Genomic DNA, 25,314 nt, shown 5'->3' with positions numbered 1-25,314 from the left:
GGATGGTCCAGCCATTGTCGGCGATCACCAGCAAGGTGCTCGACTGTACCCTCCGTGATGGTGGCTACTACACCGCCTGGGACTTCCCCACCACGATCATCGAGCGTTATCTCGATGCAATGCGTGCGGCGCGGGTCGACGTCGTGGAGCTGGGTTTCCGGTTTCTGCGCAACGAAGGGTTCAAGGGAGCCTGTGCCTACACCACCGACCACTTCATCCGCAGCCTTGCTATTCCCGAAGGGTTGGCCCTGGCGGTGATGCTCAACGGCGCCGACCTTTTGGGCGAGATGGGCCTGGAGGCAGCGTTGCAACAACTGGTTCCAGAGAGCGCGGAAACCAGCGCGCTGAAGATGGTGCGCATCGCCTGCCACTTCCACGAGTTCGAGCGTGTATTGCCCGCGTGCGACTGGCTGAAGCGCCGAGGCTATGCCGTTGGCTTCAACCTGATGCAAATGGCCGGCCATACCCGTGAGGAGGTGAGTCGCCTTGCGTCATCGGCCAGTGACTGGCCCGTCGACGTGCTGTACTTCGCCGATAGCACGGGCAGCATGAAGCCCGCGGATGTCTGCGAGACCGTGGCCTGGCTGCGGGAAGGCTGGTCGGGGGCGCTGGGTTTTCATGCGCACGACAACATGGGCCTGGCGTTACAGAACACCCTGACCGCGCGGACCGAGGGCGTCGAATGGTTGGATGCCACCATCACCGGAATGGGACGCGGCCCCGGCAATGTGCGCATCGAGGAACTGTTGATCGAGCTTGCCGAGCCGCGGGCCAACCTGGTCCCCTTGCTGGCCCTGATCGGAGAATACTTCGCCCCTTTGAAGGTGCGGCATGGCTGGGGGACCAACGCGTTCTACTACCTTTCCGGGAAGCATGCCATCCACCCGACCTATGTCCAGGAAATGCTGGGCGACCCGCGCTATGGCGAAGAGGACGTGCTTGCCGCTATCGACTATCTACGTCGGCAAGGTGGACAGAGCTTCCGTCGCGACATGCTCGTCAGTGCCCGTCATCTCTATGATGAAACGCCGAAAGGGATTTGGTCCCCATGCGACTGGCTGGAAGGCAGGGAAGTATTGCTGCTGGGGGCTGGCACAGGCGTGGTCAGGCACCGCCAGGCCCTCGAGTCCTATATCCGGCGTACCCGGCCAGTGGTAGTCGCGTTGAATACCCAGTCGGATCTCGACGCCAGCCTGATTGATCTCCGCGTAGCCTGCCATCCAGTACGCCTGCTTGCGGATTGCGAAACCCATGCGCGCCTGCCGCAGCCTCTCATAACCCCTGTCTCGAGCCTGCCTACCGAATTACTGATGTCGTTGCACGATAAGCAACTTCTGGATTTCGGGTTGGGAGTGAGGTCCGGCAGGTTCGAAGTGTTCCCTCAGGGCTGCGTCGCTCCGAACTCACTGGTCATCGGTTATGCCTTGGCGGTGGCCGCCAGCGGCAGAGCGCGACGAATTCTCCTGGCCGGTTTCGATGGCTATCCGCCGGGAGACTCGCGCAACCAGGATATGCAGGAACTGTTCAATCTGTTCTGTGCGCGGCAAAGCGTGCCCGGCATGGTTTCCGTCACGGAGACGGCTTATGACATTCCTTGCACGAGTATTTACGGCATGTAGCGACACACGCACCCGGACAGCAGCCCGCGGCTATGGATGATTCCCAAAGGCAAGGCCCGTCAGAGACTAGCCTGGCGAATCGATGCTCTTCAATTTCGACAACGGTCAATGAATATGGGTGAACAGGCTCTCGTCAGCATCGTCATGCCGACCTACAAGCTGGAGTACTTCGAGGACGCCCTCGACAGCGTGCTCGGGCAGACCTATCCGGCCCTGGAGCTGATCATCTGCGACGACAGCAGCGACGAGCGGGTCGCCACGCTGGTCGAGCAGAAGCGCGCCTCCGCGGCGTTCCCGATCCGCTACTTCCGTAACGAGACGCGCCTCGGCGAGCTGGGCAGCACGGCGAAAGGCATCCGCCTGGCGGAGGGCGAGTACGTCAAGTTTCTCCACGACGACGACGTGTTGCTTCCCGAATGCGTCGAGGCGTTGGTGGGAGCGATGGAGCGCGAGCCGAACGTGGTCCTGGCCTCGTCGCGGCGGTTGCGTATCGACGAGGAAGGGCAGCCGCTGCCGGACATCCTGGCGACCTGCTTCCCGTTCGCCGGCGACGTCCTGATCGACGGTCGCGAGCTGGTCTCGTTCCTCGCCGACCACACCATCAACTTCATCGGCGAACCCAGTTGCCTGATGGCCCGGCGCGATGCGCTGCTGCAGATCTGCGAGCGCCTGATGATGCTCAACGGCCGGGCCATCGACTGGATCGGCGACCTGGCCATGTGTGCGCAGTTGCTACAGCGTGGCGACCTGGCGTTCCTGTCGCGGCCGCTGACCCGTTTCCGCGTCTCCCGCCAGCAGTTCAGCCAGATCGGGCGCGACCAGCCCGGTATCGGCGAGCAGGGCCATGCCGACTTCCGCCTGGCTATCCGCGAACTGGGTTGGTATCGCCAGGCCGGCGACAACCGCTTCGTCCGGGTGGCACCGATCACCCGCCTGGACGCCCGTGTCTTCAAGCCGGTCAACCTGCTCGCCGCGCTGAGGCGGGCGGCGGGCTTCGGTAGCGTCACGCTGTCGACCTGGCTGGAGGCGCGGCGGCCGGATGCGGTGCAGAAGGTGCTGATCGATCGATTCCTGCAGGAGCAGGGTGGTGGGCCGCGCTTCGCGGTGCTGGTGCTCGATGCCCACGGCGATACCGAGGCCGTGGAGCGTACCCTGCAGAGCCTGGAGCACGTCAATTCGTATCCACGTGTCGAGAGCCACCTGTTCGCGCCGCTGGGCACGAGTCCGCGGAACGGAGCGATGCTCTTCGATCCTGCCGCGGGGCCGATACCGACGATCAACCAGGCGCTTGCCCGGCTTGATACCGACTGGTTGCTCCTGGTCGAAGCGGGCGTCGAATTCACTGTCAGCGGCCTGCTGGTGGCGGCGCTGGACCTGCTGGCGGCACCGGAGAGCTGCCAGGCGGTGTACGCCGACGAACTCATGCGCCTGGATGACGGCGAGCTGGGCGCGGCGTTGCGCCCGGACCTGAATCTCGACCTTCTGCTCAGTTTCCCCGCCGGCCTGTCCCGGCACTGGTTGTTCCGCCGCGAGCCGCTGCTTGCCACGGGCGGATTCGACGAGACCGCCGGCGAGGCTTTCGAGCTGGCCTACCAGTTGCGTCTCGTCGAGCAGCGGGGCCTGGGCTGTATCGGACACATCAGCGAGCCACTGCTGTCTGGCCCAGCGCTGCGCCTGCAGGACAGCACCGCCGAGCGTGCGGCGATCGAAGGCCACCTGCGTGCCCGTGGCTACGCGCAGGCGACAGTCGGAAGCCGGCTGCCGGGGCGCTACGAGCTGGACTACGGCCACGCCGGGCAACCGCCGGTCAGCATCCTGGTGCTGGCCGGGGAGCGCCTGGCGCAGCTCCAGCGTTGCGTAGAAACCGTGCTGGAGAATACCGCCTACCCCAACTACGAGATCCTTCTGCTGGAACAGGGTGGCGAAGCGGCCGACGTTCGCGAATGGCTGCTCGCCGTCGAAGGCATGGGTGTCGAGCAGGTGCGGGTGCTGCGAGGCGATAGGCAGTTATCCCGTGGGGCTCTGCGCAACCTGGCGGCGTCCCGGGCGCGTGGCGAATTCCTGCTCTGGCTCGATGCCGGCAGCGGCATCCTCGACAAGGACTGGCTGCAGCAGTTGCTCAACCATGGCCAGCGTCCGGAAGTCGGCGCGGTAGGCGCCAAGCTCCTGGCGGCGGACGGACGGGTCTGCCACGCCGGCTGGCTGCTCGGTTTGTGCGGACCGGCCGGGCGGGCCTTCGAAGGGCGTTCGCACGAGGACGCCGGTTACCTGCAGCGCCTGCAGGTGGACCAGAACTACTCGGCGGTGGCTGGCGAATGCCTGTTGATGCGCCGCGAGTTGTTCCTCGAATTGGGCGGTTTCGACGAGGCGCTGACGCGCTGGGACGATGTCGACATCTGCCTGCGGGCGGTCCAGGCGGGCTACCTGAACGTATGGACGCCGCGTGCGCGGCTGTTGCTCGATGCGCCTGCCACGACGGCGGCGAGCGTCGAGGAAGAAGATGCGCTGTACGCGCGCTGGCTACCGTTGTTGGCACGCGATCCCGCCTATAACCCGGGCTTTTCGTTGCAGGCCGAAGGCGGTTTCAAGCTGGCCGACCCGCAGCTGGCCTGGCGCCCGTTGCAGGGGTGGCGGCCCTTGCCCACTGTCCTGGCGCACCCCGCCGACCTATTCGGCTGCGGCCATTACCGGGTGATCCAGCCGTTCAGCGCGTTGCGCGAGTCGGCATCCATCGATGGCGCGCTGTCGATCGGCCTGATGCACGTGGCCGATCTGGAGCGCTACGACCCGGACGTACTGGTGCTGCAGCGCCAGGTCGGCGAGGAGCGTCTCGAGGCCATGCGGCGGATGCAGGCGTTCTCGCGGGCCTTCAAGGTCTACGAGCTGGACGACTATCTGCCCAACGTGCCCCTCAAGAGCGCCCATCGCCAGCACCTGCCGAAGGACATTTTGCGCACGTTGCGTCGCGGGCTGGGTTACGTCGACCGCTTCGTGGTGTCGACGCCGGCCCTGGCAGAGGCCTTCGCCGGTCTCCACCCGGATATCCGGGTGATCGAGAACCGCCTGCCGGTGGGGTGGTGGCAGGGGCTGCGGGCGCAGCGGCGGCGCGGCGAGCGGCCACGTGTCGGTTGGGCGGGCGGCTCGAGCCATACCGGCGATCTGGAACTGATCGCCGATGTGGTCCGGGAACTGGCCGACGAAGTCGACTGGGTGTTCTTCGGCATGTGCCCGCCGTCCATCCGTCCCTTCGTCAGGGAAGTGCATGCGGGGGTGCCTATCGAACGCTATCCGCGGGCATTGGCGGCTCTCGATCTCGACCTGGCGCTGGCGCCGGTGGAGCAGAACCTGTTCAACGAGTGCAAGAGCAATCTGCGCCTGCTGGAATACGGCGCCTGCGGTTTCCCGGTGGTTTGCAGCGACGTGCGCTGCTACCAGGACGATCTGCCGGTGACGCGGGTGAAGAACCGTTTCCGCGACTGGGTGGACGCGATCCGCATGCATACCCGCGACCTGGATGCCGCGGCCAGGGCAGGGGATCACCTGCGCGAACGGGTGCTGGCGGATTGGATGCTCGACGGCGAGCGTTTGCGCGCCTGGTATCGTGCCTGGATGCCGGACTGAGCGGCCGGCGGGGCTTTCCGTCGCGCTGTCCGCAGCGCTTGGGAGGCCTTGCGCGAACCCCTCCGACGGGGACGATGCATGAAAAACGAGGATGGTCAAAAAAAAACCTAAAGCTCCCCAGGGAAGCGCCGATAAAGATCACGAATGCGAACTTTAGGGGTGCCTGGGCGATGCCCACCCGAGGTCGCAAGCTCAGGCAAACATATCGTCCTTGGAGGGCATCAAGATGGCCTTGACCGTCAACACCAACATCGCTTCGCTGAACACTCAGCGGAACCTGAACAACTCTTCCGCGTCGCTGAACACTTCGCTGCAGCGTCTGTCCACCGGTTCGCGCATCAACAGCGCCAAGGACGACGCCGCCGGCCTGCAGATCGCCAACCGTCTGACCAGCCAGGTCAACGGCCTGAACGTGGCTACCAAGAACGCCAACGATGGTATCTCCCTGGCGCAGACCGCTGAAGGCGCCCTGCAGCAGTCGACCAACATCCTGCAGCGTATGCGTGACCTGTCCCTGCAGTCGGCCAACGGCTCCAACAGCGACTCCGAGCGTACCGCTCTGAATGGCGAAGTGAAGCAACTGCAGAAAGAACTGGATCGTATCAGCAACACCACCACCTTCGGTGGCCGCAAGCTGCTCGACGGTTCCTTCGGCGTCGCCAGCTTCCAGGTGGGTTCGGCCGCCAACGAAATCATCAGCGTCGGCATCGACGAGATGAGCGCAGAGTCGCTGAACGGCACCTACTTCAAGGCTGACGGCGGCGGCGCGGTCACTGCTGCAACCGCTTCGGGCACCGTCGACATCGCGATCGGCATCACCGGCGGCAGCGCCGTGAACGTCAAGGTCGACATGAAGGGCAACGAAACCGCCGAGCAGGCGGCTGCCAAGATCGCCGCTGCGGTCAACGACGCCAACGTCGGCATCGGTGCCTTCACCGACGGCGCGCAGATCAGCTACGTGTCCAAGGCTAGTGCGGATGGTACTACCAGTGCGGTTTCCGGCGTAGCCATCACCGACACCGGCAGCACCGGCGCAGGCACCGCGGCAGGCACCACGACGTTCACCGAGGCTAACGACACCGTCGCCAAGATCGACATCTCCACCGCGAAGGGCGCTCAGTCCGCCGTGCTGGTGATCGACGAGGCGATCAAGCAGATCGACGCCCAGCGTGCCGACCTCGGTGCGGTGCAGAACCGCTTCGACAACACCATAAACAACCTGAAGAACATCGGTGAGAACGTATCGGCTGCTCGCGGCCGGATCGAAGACACCGACTTCGCAGCCGAAACCGCCAACCTGACCAAGAACCAAGTGCTGCAACAAGCCGGCACCGCGATCCTGGCCCAGGCCAACCAGCTGCCGCAGTCGGTTCTGAGCCTGCTGCGCTAAGCTTCGGCGAGGTCAAGGTGAAGTCACGAGGGGGAGCGCTGGCGCGCTTCCCCTCGTATCTCATTGAGAGGTAGCGACGATGGACGTCAGCAATGTCAACAATTCGACGGCTGCTCCGGTAATCCGGCTGTTCGGCTCGGCGTCTTCTTCCGATGGCGCACGCCCGGCCGGCCAGGCCGGCGAGGCGGCCGCCAGCGCAAGCGCGCAACGGACGGGCGACGTCAGGATGGGCGACAAGGAGCAACGCGCTGCGGTCGAGGAGGCGGTTTCCTCCATCGAGAAGTTCACCCAGAGCATCCGTCGTGATCTGAGTTTCAGCCTGGACGACTCCACGGGGCGGGTAGTGGTCAAGGTGACCGATTCGACTTCCGGAGAAGTCATCCGGCAAATCCCTTCCGAAGAGGCCCTGCGCCTGGCAGAGCGACTGGACGAAGCGCGCAGCCTGCTGTTCAAGGCGGAAGCCTGAGCGGAATTGGCACGTCTTTTGAGTGTCTGTTGGAATTGGAAGGACAAAGCGTCAATGAGCTGACGAGGTGAAGCAAGATGGCGAACAGTACGACGATCAACGGCTACAACTCGGGCCTTGATATCAAGAACATCGTTTCCACCCTGGTGGCGGCCGAGAAGGCGCCGAAGGAGGCGCAGCTCAAGCGCCTGGAAAGCGACACCACCGCCAAGTTCACCGGCATCGGCCAGCTCAAGAGCGCGATCTCCGACCTGCAGACCATCCTCAAGGAGCTGAACAAGCCCGAGCTGTTCCAGAAGCGCTCGGCGAGCACCAGCGACGAGAAGTTCGCCACCGCCACCGCCACCAAGGACGCCCTGCCGGGTATCTACAAGCTCGAAGTGACCCAGCTGGCCAGCGTCAGCAAGGTGGCCACCGCGTCGTTTGCCGATGGCTACAAGACCACTTCCGGCGGAACCCTGACCATCAAGCAGGGTGCCGACGATGCCGGTGTCACGGTAAACGTCGCGGCGGGCGCGACCCTCGCCGAAGTGCGCGACTCGCTCAACGCGCAGCTGAAGGACAAGGGCATCACCGCCAACATCGTCAACAACCCTGGAGACGGAACCTCGCGACTGGTCTTCACCGGCAAGGATTCCGGCGCCGGCAAGGACGTGTTCGTCCAGGGCAGTTCCGGCCTGGAGAACTTCAACATCGGCAGCGTCGGCGCAGATGGCAAGCTGACCCTGTCCCAGTTGGACGGTACCTCCTCCAGCAGCAGCGGCTATATCACCCAGGCGAAGAATGCCAAGTTCAGCATCGACGGCCTGACCCTGGAAAGTCCGACCAATACGGTCGACAAGGTCATCAACGGCGTCACCTTCGAGCTGAAGACGGTCACCGACACCAACAAGCCGATCACCATCTCGGTCGAGCAGGACCGTGGCGGCGTCAAGGACAACATCAAGAAGTTCGTCGAGGCCTACAACAAGCTGGTCGGCGTGACTTCGGAACTGACCGGCGTGACCAAGGTGGGCGACGACAAGGCTCCCGTGGTCGGTGCCTTGGTCGGTGACAGCAGCGTGCGCAACCTGCTCACCACCATGCGCAACGAGATGGTCCAGCCGGGGCAAGGTACCGATGTTCGCATGCTCGCCGACATGGGTATCACCACCAAGAAAGACGGCACCCTGGAGATCGACGACAAGAAACTCGACAAGGTTCTGAAGGACAAGTTCGAGTCGGTTTCCGCTCTGTTCACCGGCGATACCGGCCTGATGAAGCGTCTCGACGACAAGCTCACGCCTTACACCCAGACCGGCGGTGTGCTCCAGCAGCGCCTGGATGGATTGCAGGACACCATCAAGTCGGTGGATACCCAGCGCGAAGCGCTCAATCGCCGGGTCGAGCAGTTGCAGGATCGTTTGCTCAAGCAGTTCACCGCCATGGACCAGTTGATCGGCCAGCTCAACCAGACCAGCGGACGCATGGCCCAGGCTCTTAGCAGCCTGCCTGGCCTTGTGAAGAAAAGCTGATGTCGCGTCCTATCGATACCTACCGGCAGGTAGGCAGCGCACAGGACGTCCCGCCCTACCAGGTGGTCAAGCTGCTGCTGGACGGCGCGCTCGAACGCATCGCCCTGGCCCGGCGCGCGGTGCTGGAGCGCAACCCGGCGCTGCGCGGCGAAGCGGTAGGCACCACGTTGTCGATCATCGGCGCCTTGCAGGCTGGCCTCGATCACCAGCAGGGCGGCGAGATAGCCGGCAATCTGGATGCGTTGTACGACTACATGACCCGCCGCCTGGCTGGTGTCGCGCTGGACGACACACCGCGTCCGCTGGACGAGGTCGAGGCGCTGCTGGGCCAGATCAAGCAGGCCTGGGATGCCATTGGCAGCGCCGAAGCGCAGGGCGAAGACAGCGAACGGCGCTAAAGAATCGCGGTAGCCGACCGATATAGAGCGTATCAGTCACCGAACAAGGCAACCGTCGATGAACGCAATGGCAGCCATGCGGCAATACCAGAATGTCAGTACCCAGGCTCAGGCTATCGATGCCAGCCCGCATCGCCTGATCCAGATGCTGATGGAAGGCGGCCTGACCCGGATGGCGCAGGCCCGCGGAGCCCTGGAGCGCGGCGAAGTGGCGCTGAAGGGCGAGCTGATCGGCAAGGCCATCGCCATCGTCGGTGGCCTGCGCGAAGGGCTCGACTTCGAGGCGGGCGGCGAGCTGGCAGCCAACCTCGACCGCCTTTACGCCTACATGTCGATGCGACTGACGGAAGCCAACTTGAAGAACGACGCGGGCAAGCTCGAGGAAGTTTCCGAGCTGTTGCGCAACATCAAATCCGGTTGGGATGCGATTGCCCCCTGAGAGGCATCCCCAGAGGGACCAAGCAATGAGTGCAGCTGTACAGATCCTTGAAGAAACCGGTAGCGCCCTGCGCGTTGCCCTGGCCAGCCAGAACTGGGAGGCCATCGGTGAACTCGACCAGCGTTGCCGCCAGGCCGTCGACGAGGCGATGCTCGATGTACAGGACGAAGCCACCTTGCGGGCGCGGATGGAAGAGCTGCTGGCGCTGTATCGCGAGCTGATCGATGTCTGCCAGGGCGAGCAGCGCAAGCTGGCCACCGATCTGATCCAGCTGAACCAGTCGAAGCAAGGCGCCAAGGTCTACCAGATGTTCGGATAAGTTTTTCATGGCTTTGTGCCGTTACTTTGGCGCAAGGCTTTTCGGAAAAATTTACATATCCCCCAAAACCCCTGCCAGTACTGCTTTCCATGCGGTCTGTAGGGGTTTTTTATTGCCTCTCCCTGTCGGAAACAGCAAAAAAAACACGCCATAAAATTGACTAATCGTTCACATTTGACTTAACTAGTGGCCAAATGCTGGCTGCTTATTAGAAATAGGCATTAGTCCCAGCCCTCTTTCGGGTCGAGCGAGACCCATTCGATGCAAGGCAGCTGATCAAAATGTGGCGCGAAACCAAACTCTTGCTGATTGACGACAATCTCGATCGCAGTCGCGACCTGGCAGTCATTCTCAACTTCCTCGGCGAAGATCAGCTGACCTGCAACAGCGAGGATTGGCGAGAGGTAGCGGCGGGCCTGAGCAACAGTCGCGAAGCCCTGTGCGTGCTGCTCGGCAGCGTCGAGTCGAAGGGCGGGGCGGTAGAGCTGCTGAAGCAGCTGGCCAGTTGGGACGAGTACCTGCCGATCCTGCTGATCGGCGAGCCGGCCCCGGCCGACTGGCCGGAAGAGCTGCGCCGCCGGGTGCTCGCCAGCCTGGAGATGCCGCCCAGCTACAACAAGCTGCTCGACTCCCTGCATCGCGCCCAGGTCTACCGCGAGATGTACGACCAGGCCCGCGAGCGCGGCCGTTCCCGCGAGCCGAACCTGTTCCGCAGCCTGGTCGGCACCAGCCGGGCGATCCAGCAGGTGCGGCAGATGATGCAGCAGGTCGCCGATACCGATGCCAGCGTGCTGATCCTCGGCGAGTCCGGCACCGGCAAGGAAGTGGTGGCGCGCAACCTGCATTACCATTCCAAGCGCCGCGAGGGGCCCTTCGTCCCGGTGAACTGCGGGGCGATCCCGGCGGAACTGCTGGAAAGCGAATTGTTCGGCCACGAGAAGGGCGCCTTCACCGGTGCCATCACCAGCCGTGCCGGACGTTTTGAGCTGGCCAACGGCGGCACCCTGTTCCTCGACGAGATCGGCGACATGCCGCTGCCGATGCAGGTCAAGCTGCTGCGCGTGCTGCAGGAGCGCACCTTCGAAAGGGTCGGCAGCAACAAGACGCAGAACGTCGACGTGCGGATCATCGCCGCGACCCACAAGAACCTCGAGAAGATGATCGAGGACGGCACTTTCCGCGAAGACCTCTACTACCGCCTCAACGTATTCCCCATCGAGATGGCGCCGCTGCGCGAGCGGGTGGAAGACATCGCCCTGCTGCTCAACGAACTGATCTCGCGGATGGAGCATGAGAAGCGCGGGTCGATCCGCTTCAACTCGGCAGCGATCATGTCGCTCTGCCGCCACGACTGGCCGGGCAACGTCCGCGAACTGGCGAACCTGGTGGAGCGCCTGGCGATCATGCATCCCTACGGGGTGATCGGGGTCGGCGAACTGCCGAAGAAATTCCGCCATGTCGACGACGAGGACGAGCAACTCGCCAGCAGCCTGCGCGAAGAGCTGGAAGAGCGCGCGGCGATCAACGCCGGGCTGCCGGGAATGGACGCGCCGGCGATGCTGCCGGCCGAAGGCCTGGACCTCAAGGACTACCTGGCCAACCTCGAGCAGGGCCTGATCCAGCAGGCCCTCGACGACGCCGGCGGAGTGGTCGCGCGGGCCGCCGAACGCCTGCGCATCCGTCGCACCACGCTGGTGGAGAAGATGCGCAAGTACGGCATGAGCCGGCGCGACGACGACCTGTCGGATGATTGACAGGTCGTTTCGCAACGCTTTGATTTTCAAATGAAAAAAATTTAGGCACGGGTATTGCTATATCTCCGTCGACCGACAGAACCATGACGTCGCGCCGACCGAGAGAAACGCAATGCAACCAGCCCTCAACGCCTTCCCCGAGCAGCCAGCCGATACGGCCGAGGCCACCAGCCGCGCCGGCCTCGAGCAGGCCTTCGCGCTGTTCAACCAGATGTCCAGCCAGCTCAGCGAGTCCTACAGCCTGCTGGAGGAGCGCGTTACCGAGCTGAAAGGGCAACTGGCCCTGGTCAGCGCGCAGCGCATGGAGGAGCTGGCGGAAAAGGAGCGCCTGGCGAACCGCTTGCAGAGCCTGCTCGACCTGCTTCCCGGCGGCGTCATCGTCATCGATGCCCATGGCGTGGTCCGCGAGGCCAACCCGGCGGCCCTGGGCCTGCTTGGCGAGCCGTTGGTGGGCATGCTCTGGCGTGAGGTGATCGCCCGCTGCTTCGCTCCGCGCGAGGATGACGGTCACGAGATTTCCCTGCGCGACGGGCGACGCCTGTCCATCGCCACCCGCTCGCTGAACGGCGAACCGGGTCAACTGATCCTGCTCAACGACCTTACCGATACCCGCCGTCTCCAGGAGCAACTGGCGCGCCACGAGCGCCTGTCGGCGCTGGGGCGGATGGTCGCCTCGCTGGCCCACCAGATCCGCACGCCGTTGTCAGCGGCGTTGCTCTATGCCGGGCACCTCAGCGAGCAGGCGCTGCCGACCGACCAGCAGCAACGCTTCGCCGGGCGCCTGAAGGAGCGCCTGCACGAACTGGAGCATCAGGTACGCGACATGCTGGTGTTCGCCCGCGGCGAGCTGCCGCTGACCGACCGGGTGGCGCCGAAGGCGCTGTTCGACAGCCTGCGCGCGGCGGCCGAAGTCCATGTCCAGGGGCTTCAGGTGCGTTGGCAGTGCGAGGCGCGCGGCGGCGAGCTGCTGTGCAATCGCGACACCCTGGTGGGCACCGTGCTCAACCTGGTGGAGAACGCGATCCAGGCCTGCGGGCCCGAACTGCGCCTGAAGGTGCATCTCTATGCCCGCGCCGACAGCCTGCGCCTCAGCGTCAGCGACAACGGACCGGGCATGGACCCGGCGACCCTGGCGCGCCTGGGCGAACCCTTCTTCACCACCAAGACCACCGGTACCGGGCTCGGCCTGGCGGTGGTCAAGGCCGTGGCGCGCGCCCACCAGGGGCAATTGCAGTTGCGCTCTCGGCCGGGGCGCGGCACCTGCGCCACCTTGATCCTGCCGCTGATTCCGGCGGCGCCTCTTTCTGCGATTCAGGAGTAACCCCATGGCAGCCAAAGTCCTGCTGGTCGAAGACGACCGCGCACTACGCGAAGCCCTCAGCGACACCCTGCTGCTGGGCGGTCACGAGTTCGTCGCCGTGGACTCGGCGGAGGCGGCGCTGCCGGTCCTGGCCCGCGAAGCCTTCAGCCTGGTGATCAGCGACGTGAACATGCCGGGCATGGACGGACACCAGTTGCTCGGCCTGATCCGTACACGCTACCCGCACCTGCCGGTGTTGCTGATGACCGCCTACGGCGCGGTCGATCGCGCCGTCGAGGCGATGCGCCAGGGCGCCGCCGACTACCTGGTCAAGCCGTTCGAGGCGCGGGCGCTGCTCGACCTGGTGGCGCGCCATGCGCTGGGCCAGTTGCCGGGCAGCGAGGAGGATGGTCCGGTGGCCCTGGAGCCGGCCAGCCGGCAGTTGCTGGAACTGGCCGCGCGGGTCGCGCGCAGCGATTCCACCGTGCTGATCTCCGGCGAGTCCGGGACCGGCAAGGAAGTCCTGGCCAACTATATCCACCAGCAATCGCCGCGTGCCGGCAAGCCGTTCATCGCGATCAACTGCGCGGCGATCCCGGACAACATGCTCGAGGCCACCCTGTTCGGCCACGAGAAAGGTTCCTTCACCGGCGCCATTGCCGCCCAGCCCGGCAAGTTCGAGCTGGCCGACGGCGGCACCATTCTTCTCGACGAGATATCGGAAATGCCCCTCGGCCTGCAGGCCAAGCTGTTGCGCGTATTGCAGGAGCGCGAGGTGGAGCGGGTCGGTGCGCGCAAACCGATCAACCTGGATATCCGCGTGCTTGCCACGACCAACCGCGACCTCGCGGCGGAAGTCGCGGCGGGGCGTTTCCGCGAGGACCTCTACTATCGCCTGTCGGTCTTCCCGCTGGCCTGGCGGCCGCTGCGCGAACGCCCTGCGGACATCCTGCCGCTGGCCGAGCGTCTGCTGCGCAAGCACAGCCGCAAGATGAACCTCGGCGCGGTGGCGCTCGGCCCCGAGGCCGCCCAGTGCCTGGTCCGGCATGCCTGGCCGGGCAACGTACGGGAACTCGACAACGCCATCCAGCGTGCGTTGATCCTGCAACAGGGCGGCCTGATCCAGCCCGCCGACCTGTGCCTCACCGCGCCGATCGGCATGCCGCTCGCGGCCCCGGCCCCGGTGCCCATGCCGGCAATACCGCCGGCCACTCCGCCGAGCGTCGAGATTCCGTCGTCGGCCGCAGGCCAGGACGCTAGCGGCGCGCTGGGCGACGACCTGCGCCGCCGCGAATTCCAGGTGATCATCGATACCCTGCGCACCGAGCGCGGCCGCCGCAAGGAGGCCGCCGAGCGCCTTGGCATCAGCCCGCGGACCCTGCGCTACAAGCTCGCCCAGATGCGCGACGCCGGGATGGACGTGGAGGCCTATCTCTACGCCATCTGAGGGCTCGCCATGTTCCCCAGGCCCGCCTCGTGCGGGCCTTTTGCGTCCGCCGCCGGTCGTCGCCCGGGGCTGTTCGAGCGTGCGCGCCTGCCGATAACCGGAGCAGGGACGGACCCTGCTGCGGTCGCGGGCATTGGCGGCGAACGCCGATGCCGGGCCTTGGGGGCGACTTGGCACCCTTGTTGCTAACTCCTCTGCAAAGTGCCGGGCGGCGTCAAAAAAGCCGCGGCTGTTGGAGGAAGAGTCATGAGTCAGGGTGTCGAGTTCAATCGTCTGATGCTGGAAATGCGTTCCATGCAAATGGAAGCCATGGCCAAGGCCAAACCGGCTCAGGCGCCGGCCGAAGCGGGGGCGCCGAGCTTTTCGGAAATGCTCTCCCAGGCCGTGGACAAGGTGAACGAGACCCAGCAGGCCTCCACCGCGATGGCCAACGCCTTCGAGGTCGGCCAGAGCGGCGTCGACCTGACCGACGTGATGATCGCCAGCCAGAAGGCCAGCGTGTCGTTCCAGGCCATGACCCAGGTGCGCAACAAGCTGGTCCAGGCCTACCAAGACATCATGCAGATGCCGGTCTGAGCGGCGCGAGGATAACTAGTTCATGGCCGATGCACTGATCGACAGCCAGGTTCCCGCCAAGAGCGGCGGTGCCGGGATGCTGAAGAAATCCTTCCCGGGACTGTCGTTCCTCGACAACCTTTCCGAGATGACCATGCTGCGCCAGATCGGCCTGCTGGTCGGTCTCGCCGCCAGCGTGGCGATCGGCTTCGCCGTCGTGCTCTGGTCCCAGCAGCCGGACTACAAGCCGCTCTATGGCAGCCTCAACGGGGTCGACGCGAACCGTGTGGTGGAAGCGCTGACCGCGGCGGACATTCCCTACAAGGTCGAACCCAACTCCGGCGCGCTGCTGGTCAAGGCCGACGACCTCGGCCGGGCACGCATGAAGGTGGCCTCCGCCGGCGTGGCGCCGACCGACAACAACGTCGGTTTCGAGATCCTCGACAAGGAACAGGCGCTGGGCACCAGCCAGTTCATGGAAGCCACCAACTACCGCCGCGGCCTGGAAGGCGAGCTGGCGCGCACCGTGTCGAGCCTGAACAACGTCAAGGCCGCCCGCGTGCACCTGGCGATCCCGAAGAGTTCGGTGTTCGTCCGCGACGACCGCAAGCCCAGCGCCTCGGTGCTGGTCGAGCTGTATCCGGGGCGCAGCCTGGAGCCGAGCCAGGTGATGGCGATCGTCAACCTGGTCGCCACCAGTGTGCCGGAGCTGGACAAGTCGCAGGTCACCGTGGTCGACCAGAAGGGCAACCTGCTCTCCGACCAGCAGGAACTCTCCGAGCTGACCATGGCCGGCAAGCAGTTCGACTTCACCCGGCGCATGGAAGGCCTGCTCACCCAGCGCGTGCACAATATCCTGCAACCGGTGCTGGGCAACGGTCGCTACAAGGCCGAGGTGTCCGCCGACGTTGACTTCAGCGCGGTCGAGTCGACCTCGGAGATGTACAACCCGGACCAGCCGGCCCTGCGCAGCGAGCAACGCAACAACGAGGAACGGCAGAATTCGTCCGGCCCGCAGGGCGTGCCGGGGGCGCTGTCGAACCAGCCGCCGGGCCCGGCCAGCGCGCCGCAGCAGGCCACCGCCAGCGCGCCGGCCGACTACGTCGCGCCGGGCCAGCCGCTGAAGGACGCCAACGGCCAGACCATCATCGATCCGAAGACCGGCAAGCCGGAGCTGGCGCCGTACCCGACCGACAAGCGCGACCAGACCACCCGCAACTACGAACTGGACCGCTCGATCAGCTACACCAAGCAGCAGCAGGGGCGCTTGCGCCGACTGTCGGTGGCGGTGGTGCTGGACGACCAGATGAAGGTCGACGCGAAGACCGGCGAGGTCAGCCACCAGCCCTGGAGCGCCGACGAACTGGCGCGCTTCACCCGCCTGGTACAGGATTCGGTGGGCTACGACGCCAGCCGCGGCGACAGCGTCAGCGTGATCAACGCGCCGTTCGCCCCGGCCCAGGCCGAAGAGATCGACAGCATTCCGTTCTACTCGCAGCCGTGGTTCTGGGACATCGTCAAGCAGGTGCTCGGCGTGCTGTTCATCCTGGTCCTGGTGTTCGGCGTACTGCGTCCGGTGCTGAGCAACATCACCGGCGGCGGCAAGGGCAAGTCGCTGGCCGGCGGCGGCGGTCGCGACGGCGACCTGGCGCTGGGCGAGAGTGGCCTGGAAGGCTCGCTGGCCGACGACCGGGTGAGCATCGGCGGGCCGTCGAGCATCCTCCTGCCGAGCCCCACGGAGGGGTATGATGCGCAATTGAACGCGATCAAGAACCTGGTCGCACAGGACCCGGGCCGCGTCGCCCAGGTCGTGAAAGAGTGGATCAACGCCGATGAGTAAGCGCCATGAGTGAGAATCGTCTCGCCGCCAAACTGACCAAGGTCGACAAGGCCGCCATCCTGCTCCTGTCGCTCGGCGAGACCGACGCGGCGCAGGTGCTGCGGCACATGGGACCGAAAGAGGTGCAGCGGGTCGGCGTGGCCATGGCGTCGATGCGCAACGTGCACCGCGAACAGGTCGAGCAGGTGATGGGCGAGTTCGTCGAAGTGGTCGGCGACCAGACCAGCCTCGGCGTCGGTGCCGACGGCTACATCCGCAAGATGCTCACCCAGGCCCTCGGCGAGGACAAGGCCAACAACCTGATCGACCGCATCCTCCTCGGCGGCAGCACCAGCGGCCTGGACAGCCTGAAGTGGATGGAGCCGCGTGCCGTGGCCGACGTGATCCGTTACGAACACCCGCAGATCCAGGCCATCGTGGTCGCCTACCTCGATCCCGACCAGGCCGCCGAGGTGCTCAGCCATTTCGACCACAAGGTGCGCCTGGATATCGTCCTGCGCGTCTCCTCGCTGAACACCGTGCAGCCCTCGGCGCTGAAGGAACTCAACCTGATCCTGGAGAAGCAGTTCGCCGGCAATTCCAACGCCACCCGCACCACCATGGGCGGGGTCAAGCGTGCGGCGGACATCATGAACTACCTCGACAGCTCCATCGAAGGCCAATTGATGGATTCGATCCGTGAGGTCGACGAAGACCTGTCCGGACAGATCGAGGACCTGATGTTCGTCTTCGACAACCTCGCCGACGTCGACGACCGCGGCATCCAGGCGCTGCTCCGGGAAGTCTCCTCGGACGTACTGGTGCTGGCGCTCAAGGGCTCCGACGAGGCGATCCGCGAGAAGGTCTTCAAGAACATGTCCAAGCGTGCCGCCGAGCTGCTGCGCGACGACCTGGAGGCCAAGGGGCCGGTACGGGTCAGCGAAGTGGAAGGTGCGCAGAAGGAAATCCTCACCATTGCCCGGCGCATGGCCGAGTCCGGCGATATCGTGCTGGGCGGCAAGGGTGGCGAGGAGATGATCTGAGGTGGTCCCCCACGACAAGGACAAAGACAATCCCAGCGAACTGATCCGCGGCAAGGACGTGGCGGCCTTCGGCCTCTGGTCGTTGCCGAGCTTCGACGAGCCGCGCGACGAGCCGGCCGTTGCCGCGCCGCAGGTGCCCGCGGTCGCCGAACCCGCGCCGGCGCCGCCGGCGGTGGAAGAGGTCGAGCTGGAGACCGTCAAGCCGCCGACGCTGGAGGAAATCGAGGCGATCCGCCAGGACGCCTACAACGAAGGCTTCGCCACTGGCGAGCGCGACGGTTTCCACGCCGGCCAGTTGAAGGCGCGGCAGGAAGCCGAGGAGGCGCTGAAGGAGCGCCTGCAAAGTCTCGAGCGCCTGATGACGCAGCTCCTGGAACCCATCGCCGAGCAGGACGCCCTGATCGAGCAGGGCATGGTCAACCTGGTCAACCACGTTGCCCGCCAGGTGATCCAGCGCGAACTGCACATGGACTCCAGCCATGTCCGCCAGGTCCTGCGCGAGGCTCTGAAGCTGCTGCCGATGGGCGCGGCGAACATCCGTATCCATGTCAACCCGCAGGACTTCGAGCGGGTCAAGGCGCTGCGCGAGCGCCACGAAGAGAGCTGGCGGATTCTCGAGGACGATTCGTTGCTGCCCGGCGGCTGCCGCATCGAGACCGAGCACAGTCGCATCGACGCGACCATCGAGACGCGCCTGGCGCAGGCAGTGAAGCAACTGTTCGAGCAACAGCGCGAACAGGCGACCCATCCGCTGGCCAGCGACATCCGGATCGACCTCGACGCCCCCGGAGACGTCGATGCGCCTTGAGCGAACCAGTTTCGCCAGGCGCCTGGAGGGCTACACCGAGGCTGTCTCGCTGCCGGCGCAGCCGGTGGTCGAGGGCCGCCTGCTGCGCATGGTCGGCCTGACCCTCGAAGCCGAAGGCTTGCAGGCCGCGGTCGGCAGCCGCTGCAACGTGATCAACGAAAGCGGCTACCACCCGGTGCAGGTGGAGGCCGAAGTGATGGGCTTTTCCGGTAGCAAGGTGTACCTGATGCCGGTCGGCAGCCTCGCCGGCATCGCGCCTGGCGCGCGGGTCGTGCCGCTGCCGGACACCGGGCGCCTGCCGATGGGCATGTCGATGCTCGGCCGGGTGCTCGATGGCGCCGGCCGCGCCCTCGACGGCAAGGGCGGAATGCGCGCCGAAGACTGGGTGCCGATGGACGGCCCGACGATCAACCCGCTCAAGCGCCACCCGATCAGCGAACCTCTCGACGTCGGCATCCGCTCGATCAATGGCCTGCTCACGGTCGGCCGCGGCCAGCGCCTCGGCCTGTTCGCCGGTACCGGGGTGGGCAAGTCGGTGCTGCTGGGGATGATGACCCGCTTCACCAGGGCCGACATCATCGTCGTCGGTCTGATCGGCGAGCGGGGCCGCGAGGTGAAGGAGTTCATCGACGAGATCCTCGGCGAGGAAGGCCTCAAGCGCTCCGTGGTGGTCGCCTCGCCGGCCGACGACGCGCCGCTGATGCGCCTGCGTGCCGCGCAGTACTGCACGCGGATCGCCGAGTACTTCCGCGACAAGGGCAAGAACGTATTGCTGCTGATGGACTCGCTGACCCGCTACGCCCAGGCCCAGCGCGAGATCGCCCTGGCCATCGGCGAGCCACCGGCGACCAAGGGGTATCCGCCATCGGTGTTCGCCAAGCTGCCGAAGCTGGTGGAACGCGCCGGCAATGCCGAAGCCGGTGGCGGCTCGATCACCGCGTTCTACACCGTGCTCTCCGAGGGCGACGACCAGCAGGACCCGATCGCCGACGCCGCTCGCGGCGTGCTCGACGGGCACTTCGTATTGTCCCGGCGGCTGGCCGAGGAAGGCCACTATCCGGCCATCGATATCGAAGCTTCGATCAGCCGGGTGATGCCGCAGGTGGTCGAGGCCGAGCACCTGCGCGACGCCCAGCGCTTCAAGCAGCTCTGGTCGCGCTACCAGCAGAGTCGCGATCTGATCAGCGTCGGTGCCTACGTGGCCGGCGGCGATCCCGAGACCGACCTGGCCATCGCTCGCTTCCCGGTCATGCGCCAGTTCCTGCGCCAGGGCCTCGACGAAAGCGAAAGCCTGGCGGAAAGCCGTGCGCGGCTGGCGAGCCTGCTCGCCGGCGGGCAGGCCTGAGGCGCGCTGAGGCATGGAGAAGCGCGCGGCGCGGCTGGCGCCGGTGGTGGACATGGCCAGCAAGGCCGAGCGGGATGCCGCGACCCAGCTGGGCAGGTGCCAGCAGCAATTGCTCGCGGCACAGCAGAAGCTGGCGGAGCTGGAACGCTACCGCAACGACTACCAGCAGCAATGGATCAGCCAGGGCCAGAAGGGCGTCAGCGGCCAGTGGCTGATGAACTACCAGCGCTTCCTCTCGCAACTGGAGACCGCCGTCGCCCAGCAGGCCAACAGCGTGACCTGGCACCGCGAGGCGGTGGACAAGGCGCGGCTCAACTGGCAGGAGAGATACGCCCGCCTGGAAGGGCTGCGCAAGCTGGTCGAGCGCTACCTGGAAGAGGCGCGCCAGGCCGAGGACAAGCGCGAGCAGAAACTGCTCGACGAACTCGCCCAGCGTACCCGCCGCCAGGACGACTGACGACTCAGAAGAACGGACGCGACGCCTTCAGCATGAATGTGGTGTCGCAGTAGCTGTTGTGTCCCGAGTAGGCGCTGCAATCGCTGCCGGTCAGGCTGGTGCCGCTGTAGGACAGGTTCAGGTCGATGCCCAGCCAGGGCCGCGAGAGGTTCACCGACCAGTCGTTGAAGACGCTCACGTAGCCCCCGCCGCTGAGGCTCGCCGGGTTGTCCAGGCGATGGTTGCCGTACTTCAGGGTGACGTCGAAACCGAACGGCGGGTTGACCCCGAGGTCGGCGAACAGGGTGGTGTCGTTGCGCCCCGGGTCGCTGCTCAGGGCCGCGCCGAGCCGGCTGCCGAAGATCGACAGGCCGCCGTAGAGTTCGGCTGCGTCGTTGGCCGGCTGCTCCGGGCGGCTGTAGCGGATCAGGCCCATTTCGTAGCCCAGGCGGTTGTTCAGCGGGCGCTTGAAGCCGGCGTAGGAGTCGATCTCGGTGGGCTTGCCGGGGTCGAGGTTGGAGGTCCAGTTGCCGATGTACCAGCCACTTTCGTGGCTTAGGTCGAGGCCGCCGTGGAAACTGCCGGAGCTGCCCGGGGTGACCAGGCCCTGGGCCATGCTGCGGGTCGGACTGGTGGCCAGCTTGAGTTCGAAATCGCCCAGGTCGCGGGCCATCACCTGGGCCAGGGCCGAGGAACTGGCGAGCAGGGCACAGGTGAGCACGAGCAGGTGCTTGAGCATGGTTCTCCCCTGGTAATGCGGACAACGGCGCTGCGCCGGTCTTCCCGCACGACGCCAACGGCAAGGCCGCGGCATGGGGCCGGGCGAGGTCGGGCAGGTCGGAAGGGCAGGAAGAGCGGCGAGCTAGAGCGCCACGGACCATCTTAACCAAGGTTCGGGCGGCTGACCGACCGCTCGTCAGGGCCGGCCGATCAATTGTTACCGCAGGCTTTCCGCGAGGCTGGCCAGGCGAATCACTTCCACCCGGTTGCGACCGCTGCTCTTGGCCCGGTAGAGAGCCTGGTCGGCGGCGCTGTAGAGCTGCTCGTAGCTGGCCTGGCCGCCTCCGTCGAGGCTGGCCACGCCGAAGCTGGCGGTCAGGCAGAGCACGCCGTCCTGCGTCGCCAGCGGGGTACCTTCGAGGCGTTCGCGGAGTTTTTCCGCAAGGCTGCGAGCCTGCTGCTCGGCGGTGTCGGGCAGGAGCAGGAGGAATTCTTCCCCGCCCAGGCGCGCCACGCTGTCGCTGCTACGGGTATTGCCGCGCAGCAGGTTGGCGGCATGGCGGATGACCTCGTCGCCGAAGGGGTGCCCATAGCGGTCGTTGATGTACTTGAAGTGATCCAGGTCGACCATCAGCAGGCTCAGCGGCTGCGGTTGGCGAGCGATGCGCGCGAGCTCCATGAGCACCAACTGGTCGAACTCGCGACGATTGAACAGGCCGGTCAGGGGGTCGTGACCGGCCAGGTACTCCAACTGGCGATTCTTCTCCTCCAGCTCCTGCCGCTGCAACTCCAGCTTGCGTTGCTGGCGCAGGTTGCGCACGTGGCCGTGCCAGAGGATCAGCGACAGCAGCAGGCCGAGGCCGAACGCGGTGAGGCCGTTGGCCTGGTTCGACAGGCGCAGTTGCGGGTCGGCCTGGGCGTGGTCCATCGCCACCTCGAAGGCCAGCATCGCCAGACCGTAGAAGGGCACCGCGTAGGCCGGGCGGATCAGGATGAACATGGCGCAGGCGAAACAGGCCAGCAGCAGCGGCGTGATGTTGCTGGTGATGCGCTGGTCGATGCAGGCGATGGCGACGCCGAAGCCTATGATCCCTGCGCCGCCCAGCAGGATCAGCAGGCGCATGCGCCACAGCTTGGGCGGCTGGCGGCGCAGCCATAGCGCGAGCAGGCCGATGCCGCCGAAGAGCAGGGCCATGGCGCCATGGGCGTACATGATTTCCTGGCGCCAGAGCTGATGGCCGAGGTCCGGGCGGAAGTCCTTGAGGGAAAACACCAGGATGTGGATCAGGTTGAAGGGGACGGTCAGCAGCGCGAGGTGGGTCAGACGCGAGAGATTCTCCAGGGCGATGGGAAGGGCCAGGGACGAATTCACCTCGATGGCGTGCTGGATCGATTCGAGCGTCGTTCTGGCCACGTTCTGCGGGTCCGCATGGGCGCTGTGCCATCACAGCATAGCAGCGTCGCGACGGCCGCCCTATCCGGCTTTCCGGGCCGGTCGTCCGGTTTGCACGGGCGTACCTGGCGCCGCTTTCATTCCGGCAGCCGCCTGGCCAGCAGCAGTGCGACCAGGCCCAGCAGGCTCCAGTACGCGGCCAGCGGCCAGGGACGGTCGAACGGTAGCAGGGTGGACGCGCCCAGTCCGAGGCCGATCAGCAGGTAGTAGGCGAGCCCGAACAGGGCTCCGGCGCGTCCCCGGCAATCGTCGTAGGCGTGCAGCGCCGGACCCAGCAGGTTGGGAATCGCCACGCCGAAGCCGATGAAGATCGGCAGGGCTGGCAGCGCCCAGTACAGGCCTTCGGCGTATCCGACGGCGGCCAACAGCGTCTGCGCTGTCGCGCCGGCGGCCGCCAGCGCTAGGCCCAGGCGTACCCGGCGAGCGCTGTTCCAGGTGCGCGGCAGGCGTCGGTTGAGCAAGGCGCCGAGACTCCCGGCAATGGCGATGGCCAGGCCGATCCAGCCGAAGCCCAGGCCGGGCAGGTCGCCGACCATGAACGGCCCGGCGGCGTAGAAGGAGAACACCAGCACATTGAGCACCGCCACCAGCAGTGCGCGCGTTTGTAGCGGGCGGTCGGCCAGGACCCGTCGGAAGATCGCCAGGGTCGCGGGCTCGGGCGTGCCCGCCAGCAGCGGACGGGTTTCCGGCCAGGCCGGGACGACCAGCGCCGCCAGCGAGGCGAGCAGCACCGCCAGGGTGGCGAACACCGCCGGGTGCCCGCCGAGGTCGGCCAGCCACTGGCCGCCGAGGGGGCCGACTGCCGGCGACCAGGCCAGCACCGCGCCGAGCGTGACGAAATAGCTCATCAACGCCGGGCCTTGCAGCACATCGCGCAGGCTGGCCTGCACCGTCACCGAGCAGGTCGCCAGGCCGAGGCCCTGGACCAGGCGACAGGCAAGCAGGTAGGAATAGTCGGTACTGGCCCAGGCACCGAAGGTCGCCAGGGCCGCCAGGCCGAGCCCGCCGAGCAGAGCCGGGCGCCGGCCGAGGCGGTCGGCCAGCCAGCCCCAGAGCCAGATGCCGGGGGCGAAACCGACGAAGAACAGCGCCATGGTCCACTGGCTGGTAGCGTCGTCCAGTCGCCAGTGGCTGGCCAGGGCCGGCAGCGCGGGGGAAAGGATGGTTTCGGCGACTTGCGGCAGGGCTAGCAGGGCGAGCACCAGCAGCAGGGGAGGGCGAGGACGGTCAGGCATGATGGCTCCGGAAAAAAGAGCCAAGCCTAGGCCGCCTGCGCCTGGCAGAATGCTGCGGTCAGGACGGAAAACATCGCGAAGAGGACAAGGTGCCGCGCTATCCCTACGAACGGGTCGAGGATCCCGATCTCGCCCGCTGCCCGGTGGTCGGCCTCGAGGTCGACAGCACCGGCCACCGCAGCGACTGGCATTGCCACCGGCGCGCGCAGTTGCTGTACATGGCGGCCGGTAGCGTCACGCTGTATTTCGCCGAGCGCATTTGCCAATTGACGCCGCTCCAGGCCGCCTGGCTGCCGGCCGGCGTGCCGCATCGCACGGTCCTGCACGGGCGCTTCGCCTACCGTAGCCTGTACTTCGAACCCTCGGCGTTCGCCGAGCTGCCGGACAGCGTCCAGGTCCTCGAAGTCGGGCCGCTAATGCGCGAACTGATCCTGCGCATGACCGGCTGGGCAGCCGACTTGCAATTGGAAGGGCCGCACCTGACGCTGTTGCGCGCACTGTTCGATGAACTGGCGAGCGCGCCGGCACACGCCGCGAGCCTGCCGATGCCGCGCGATGCGCGGGCGCTGAAGGTGGCCGAGGCGCTGCTGGCGCAACCCGCGCTGGACTGGAGCATCGAGGCGTGGGGACGTGAGGTCGGCGCCAGCGGGCGGACCCTGGCGCGTCTGTTCACCGAGCAGACCGGCCTGGGTTTCTCCCGCTGGCGAACCCAGGCGCGCTTGTTCGAAGCGCGGAGGCGCCTGGCCGAAGGCCGCTCGGTGACCGAGGTCGCCCACGCCCTGGGCTACGCCAGCGACAGCGCGTTCATCGCCATGTACCGGCGGGTCTGCGGGCAGTCGCCGGGGCGCGCCCTGCGTGGCCTCGAATGAGCGCTCAGAAGCGTTCGTGGAGGCCGAGGTAGCGCCATTCGCCGAGCGGTAGCCTGGCCAGCGACAGCGCGCCGATGCGCAGGCGGCGGATGCTCCGCACTTCCAGCCCCTCGCTTTCGCACATGAAGCGCAACTGGCCGGGCAGCACGTCTTTGAGGGCGAAGCGCAGGTGGCTTTCGTTCTGCCAACTGACCTTGCACGGCGATAGCCTGCGGCCCTGGTAGGCGAGGCCGTGGCGCAGGCGCTCGAGGCCGCCGGCGGCCAGGTCGCCGGCGACCTCGACCAGGTATTCCTGCTCCAGCCGTGCACCGTCATCCACCAGCTTGCGCAGTACGCCGTGCTGCTGGCTGAACACCACCAGCCCCGAAGCCTCGCTGTCCAGCGCAAGGGTGGGACGCTGGCGGGCGAAGTGTTTTTTCAGCGCTCGCAAGGGACTGGGGTCATCGCTCCAGCGCCGCCCCGCAGCGAGCAGGCCTTCGAAATCGTCGTGGCGCCAGCCGGCCGGCTTGTGCAACAGCAGCAGGGTGGCCGGTTCAATCGTTTCCGCGCGGGCGCCCGGCAGCAGCTTCACGCGCTGGTCGAGCACCTTGAACTGTGGCTCCTCGATCACTTCGCCGTCGACGCTGACCCAGCCGCCCTCGATGTACAGCTCGGCTTCGCGGCGCGAGCAGGCGGTGAGTTCGGCGAGGCGTTTGGACAGGCGGATCGGGTCGGTCATGGCGAGGCTACTGGAATGAAAGACCGCCAGTTTACTCGTTGTGGCG

Annotated in this window: 22 protein-coding genes; 18 read left to right on the top strand and 4 right to left on the bottom strand. The window is 66.2% G+C overall.

Annotation, left to right across the window (positions count from 1 at the left end; genetic code table 11):
* Window positions 1-2: 2 nt before the first annotated feature.
* From LE197_RS16565 to fliJ, 17 genes are all read left to right on the top strand, one after another.
* Window positions 3-1,619 (top strand): aldolase catalytic domain-containing protein, encoded by a 1,617-nt coding sequence (locus LE197_RS16565; protein ID WP_003120602.1) that lies wholly within the window; start codon window positions 3-5, stop codon window positions 1,617-1,619.
* Window positions 1,620-1,733: 114 nt separating this feature from the next.
* On the top strand, window positions 1,734-5,240 hold the full coding sequence (locus LE197_RS16560) for a glycosyltransferase (RefSeq protein WP_031638063.1): 3,507 nt from the start codon (window positions 1,734-1,736) through the stop codon (window positions 5,238-5,240).
* Window positions 5,241-5,466: 226 nt separating this feature from the next.
* Window positions 5,467-6,630, top strand: coding sequence for a flagellin (locus tag LE197_RS16555; RefSeq protein WP_003123162.1), 1,164 nt, complete (start codon window positions 5,467-5,469; stop codon window positions 6,628-6,630).
* Between the two features lie 79 nt (window positions 6,631-6,709).
* Window positions 6,710-7,096, top strand: coding sequence for a flagellar protein FlaG (locus LE197_RS16550; protein ID WP_003086436.1), 387 nt, complete (start codon window positions 6,710-6,712; stop codon window positions 7,094-7,096).
* Between the two features lie 77 nt (window positions 7,097-7,173).
* Window positions 7,174-8,610, top strand: coding sequence for a flagellar filament capping protein FliD (gene fliD, locus LE197_RS16545; protein ID WP_003123161.1), 1,437 nt, complete (start codon window positions 7,174-7,176; stop codon window positions 8,608-8,610).
* Window positions 8,610-9,008 carry a flagellar export chaperone FliS gene (gene fliS, locus LE197_RS16540; protein WP_003086441.1) on the top strand — a complete coding sequence of 133 codons (399 nt, stop codon included), beginning with the start codon at window positions 8,610-8,612 and terminating at the stop codon, window positions 9,006-9,008. Before fliD ends, fliS (LE197_RS16540) begins: the two co-directional genes overlap by 1 nt.
* A gap of 58 nt (window positions 9,009-9,066) precedes the next feature.
* Complete coding sequence (gene fliS / locus LE197_RS16535) at window positions 9,067-9,447, top strand: flagellar export chaperone FliS (RefSeq protein ID WP_003158217.1); 381 nt, start codon at window positions 9,067-9,069, stop codon at window positions 9,445-9,447.
* A 25-nt stretch (window positions 9,448-9,472) separates the two neighbouring features.
* Entirely contained in the window at window positions 9,473-9,766 is a 294-nt protein-coding gene (locus LE197_RS16530) for a flagellar protein FliT (RefSeq protein WP_003086445.1), read from the top strand.
* A 281-nt stretch (window positions 9,767-10,047) separates the two neighbouring features.
* Window positions 10,048-11,520 (top strand): transcriptional regulator FleQ, encoded by a 1,473-nt coding sequence (gene fleQ / locus LE197_RS16525; RefSeq protein WP_003086448.1) that lies wholly within the window; start codon window positions 10,048-10,050, stop codon window positions 11,518-11,520.
* Window positions 11,521-11,632: 112 nt separating this feature from the next.
* Complete coding sequence (gene fleS, locus LE197_RS16520) at window positions 11,633-12,841, top strand: sensor histidine kinase FleS (RefSeq protein WP_003109120.1); 1,209 nt, start codon at window positions 11,633-11,635, stop codon at window positions 12,839-12,841.
* A gap of 4 nt (window positions 12,842-12,845) precedes the next feature.
* Window positions 12,846-14,267, top strand: a complete 1,422-nt coding sequence (gene fleR / locus LE197_RS16515; RefSeq protein ID WP_023109076.1) for a sigma-54-dependent response regulator transcription factor FleR — start codon at window positions 12,846-12,848, stop codon at window positions 14,265-14,267.
* 246 nt (window positions 14,268-14,513) lie between these two features.
* A complete protein-coding gene (fliE, locus tag LE197_RS16510) occupies window positions 14,514-14,843 on the top strand; it encodes a flagellar hook-basal body complex protein FliE (RefSeq protein ID WP_003082207.1) in 330 nt (109 codons plus the stop codon).
* Between the two features lie 22 nt (window positions 14,844-14,865).
* Window positions 14,866-16,662: a flagellar basal-body MS-ring/collar protein FliF gene (fliF, locus tag LE197_RS16505; protein WP_003109118.1), complete on the top strand. Its 1,797-nt coding sequence runs from the start codon at window positions 14,866-14,868 to the stop codon at window positions 16,660-16,662.
* Between the two features lie 5 nt (window positions 16,663-16,667).
* A complete protein-coding gene (gene fliG / locus LE197_RS16500) occupies window positions 16,668-17,684 on the top strand; it encodes a flagellar motor switch protein FliG (protein WP_003082212.1) in 1,017 nt (338 codons plus the stop codon).
* Between the two features lies 1 nt (window position 17,685).
* Complete coding sequence (gene fliH / locus LE197_RS16495; protein WP_003082217.1) at window positions 17,686-18,492, top strand: flagellar assembly protein FliH; 807 nt, start codon at window positions 17,686-17,688, stop codon at window positions 18,490-18,492.
* The gene (gene fliI / locus LE197_RS16490; protein ID WP_003086458.1) at window positions 18,482-19,837 is read left to right on the top strand and encodes a flagellar protein export ATPase FliI; all 1,356 of its coding nucleotides are present in this window, start codon (window positions 18,482-18,484) and stop codon (window positions 19,835-19,837) included. Before fliH ends, fliI begins: the two co-directional genes overlap by 11 nt.
* A gap of 13 nt (window positions 19,838-19,850) precedes the next feature.
* A complete protein-coding gene (gene fliJ / locus LE197_RS16485; protein WP_023109075.1) occupies window positions 19,851-20,294 on the top strand; it encodes a flagellar export protein FliJ in 444 nt (147 codons plus the stop codon).
* A gap of 4 nt (window positions 20,295-20,298) precedes the next feature.
* On the opposite strand, the gene LE197_RS16480 is transcribed toward fliJ, so the two are convergent.
* The 3 genes from LE197_RS16480 to LE197_RS16470 all read right to left on the bottom strand — a co-directional run bounded on the left by LE197_RS16480 (window position 20,299) and on the right by LE197_RS16470 (window position 23,681).
* Window positions 20,299-21,012 carry a TorF family putative porin gene (locus LE197_RS16480; RefSeq protein ID WP_003086461.1) on the bottom strand — a complete coding sequence of 238 codons (714 nt, stop codon included), beginning with the start codon at window positions 21,010-21,012 and terminating at the stop codon, window positions 20,299-20,301.
* Between the two features lie 198 nt (window positions 21,013-21,210).
* Window positions 21,211-22,407 (bottom strand): diguanylate cyclase RoeA, encoded by a 1,197-nt coding sequence (gene roeA, locus LE197_RS16475; RefSeq protein WP_003082226.1) that lies wholly within the window; start codon window positions 22,405-22,407, stop codon window positions 21,211-21,213.
* A gap of 116 nt (window positions 22,408-22,523) precedes the next feature.
* On the bottom strand, window positions 22,524-23,681 hold the full coding sequence (locus LE197_RS16470) for a multidrug effflux MFS transporter (RefSeq protein ID WP_003082230.1): 1,158 nt from the start codon (window positions 23,679-23,681) through the stop codon (window positions 22,524-22,526).
* Window positions 23,682-23,770: 89 nt separating this feature from the next.
* Between LE197_RS16470 and LE197_RS16465 the strand changes: the two genes are divergently transcribed.
* Window positions 23,771-24,550 carry an AraC family transcriptional regulator gene (locus tag LE197_RS16465; RefSeq protein WP_003082235.1) on the top strand — a complete coding sequence of 260 codons (780 nt, stop codon included), beginning with the start codon at window positions 23,771-23,773 and terminating at the stop codon, window positions 24,548-24,550.
* Between the two features lie 4 nt (window positions 24,551-24,554).
* Here the strand turns inward: LE197_RS16465 and LE197_RS16460 are convergent, their stop codons facing one another.
* A complete protein-coding gene (locus tag LE197_RS16460) occupies window positions 24,555-25,268 on the bottom strand; it encodes an rRNA pseudouridine synthase (RefSeq protein ID WP_226034083.1) in 714 nt (237 codons plus the stop codon).
* Window positions 25,269-25,314 lie beyond the last annotated feature (46 nt).

Source organism: Pseudomonas sp. PS1(2021) (assembly GCF_020405165.1).
Taxonomy (GTDB): Bacteria; Pseudomonadota; Gammaproteobacteria; order Pseudomonadales; family Pseudomonadaceae; genus Pseudomonas; species Pseudomonas aeruginosa.
This window is presented reverse-complemented; position numbering and strand designations above follow the sequence as displayed.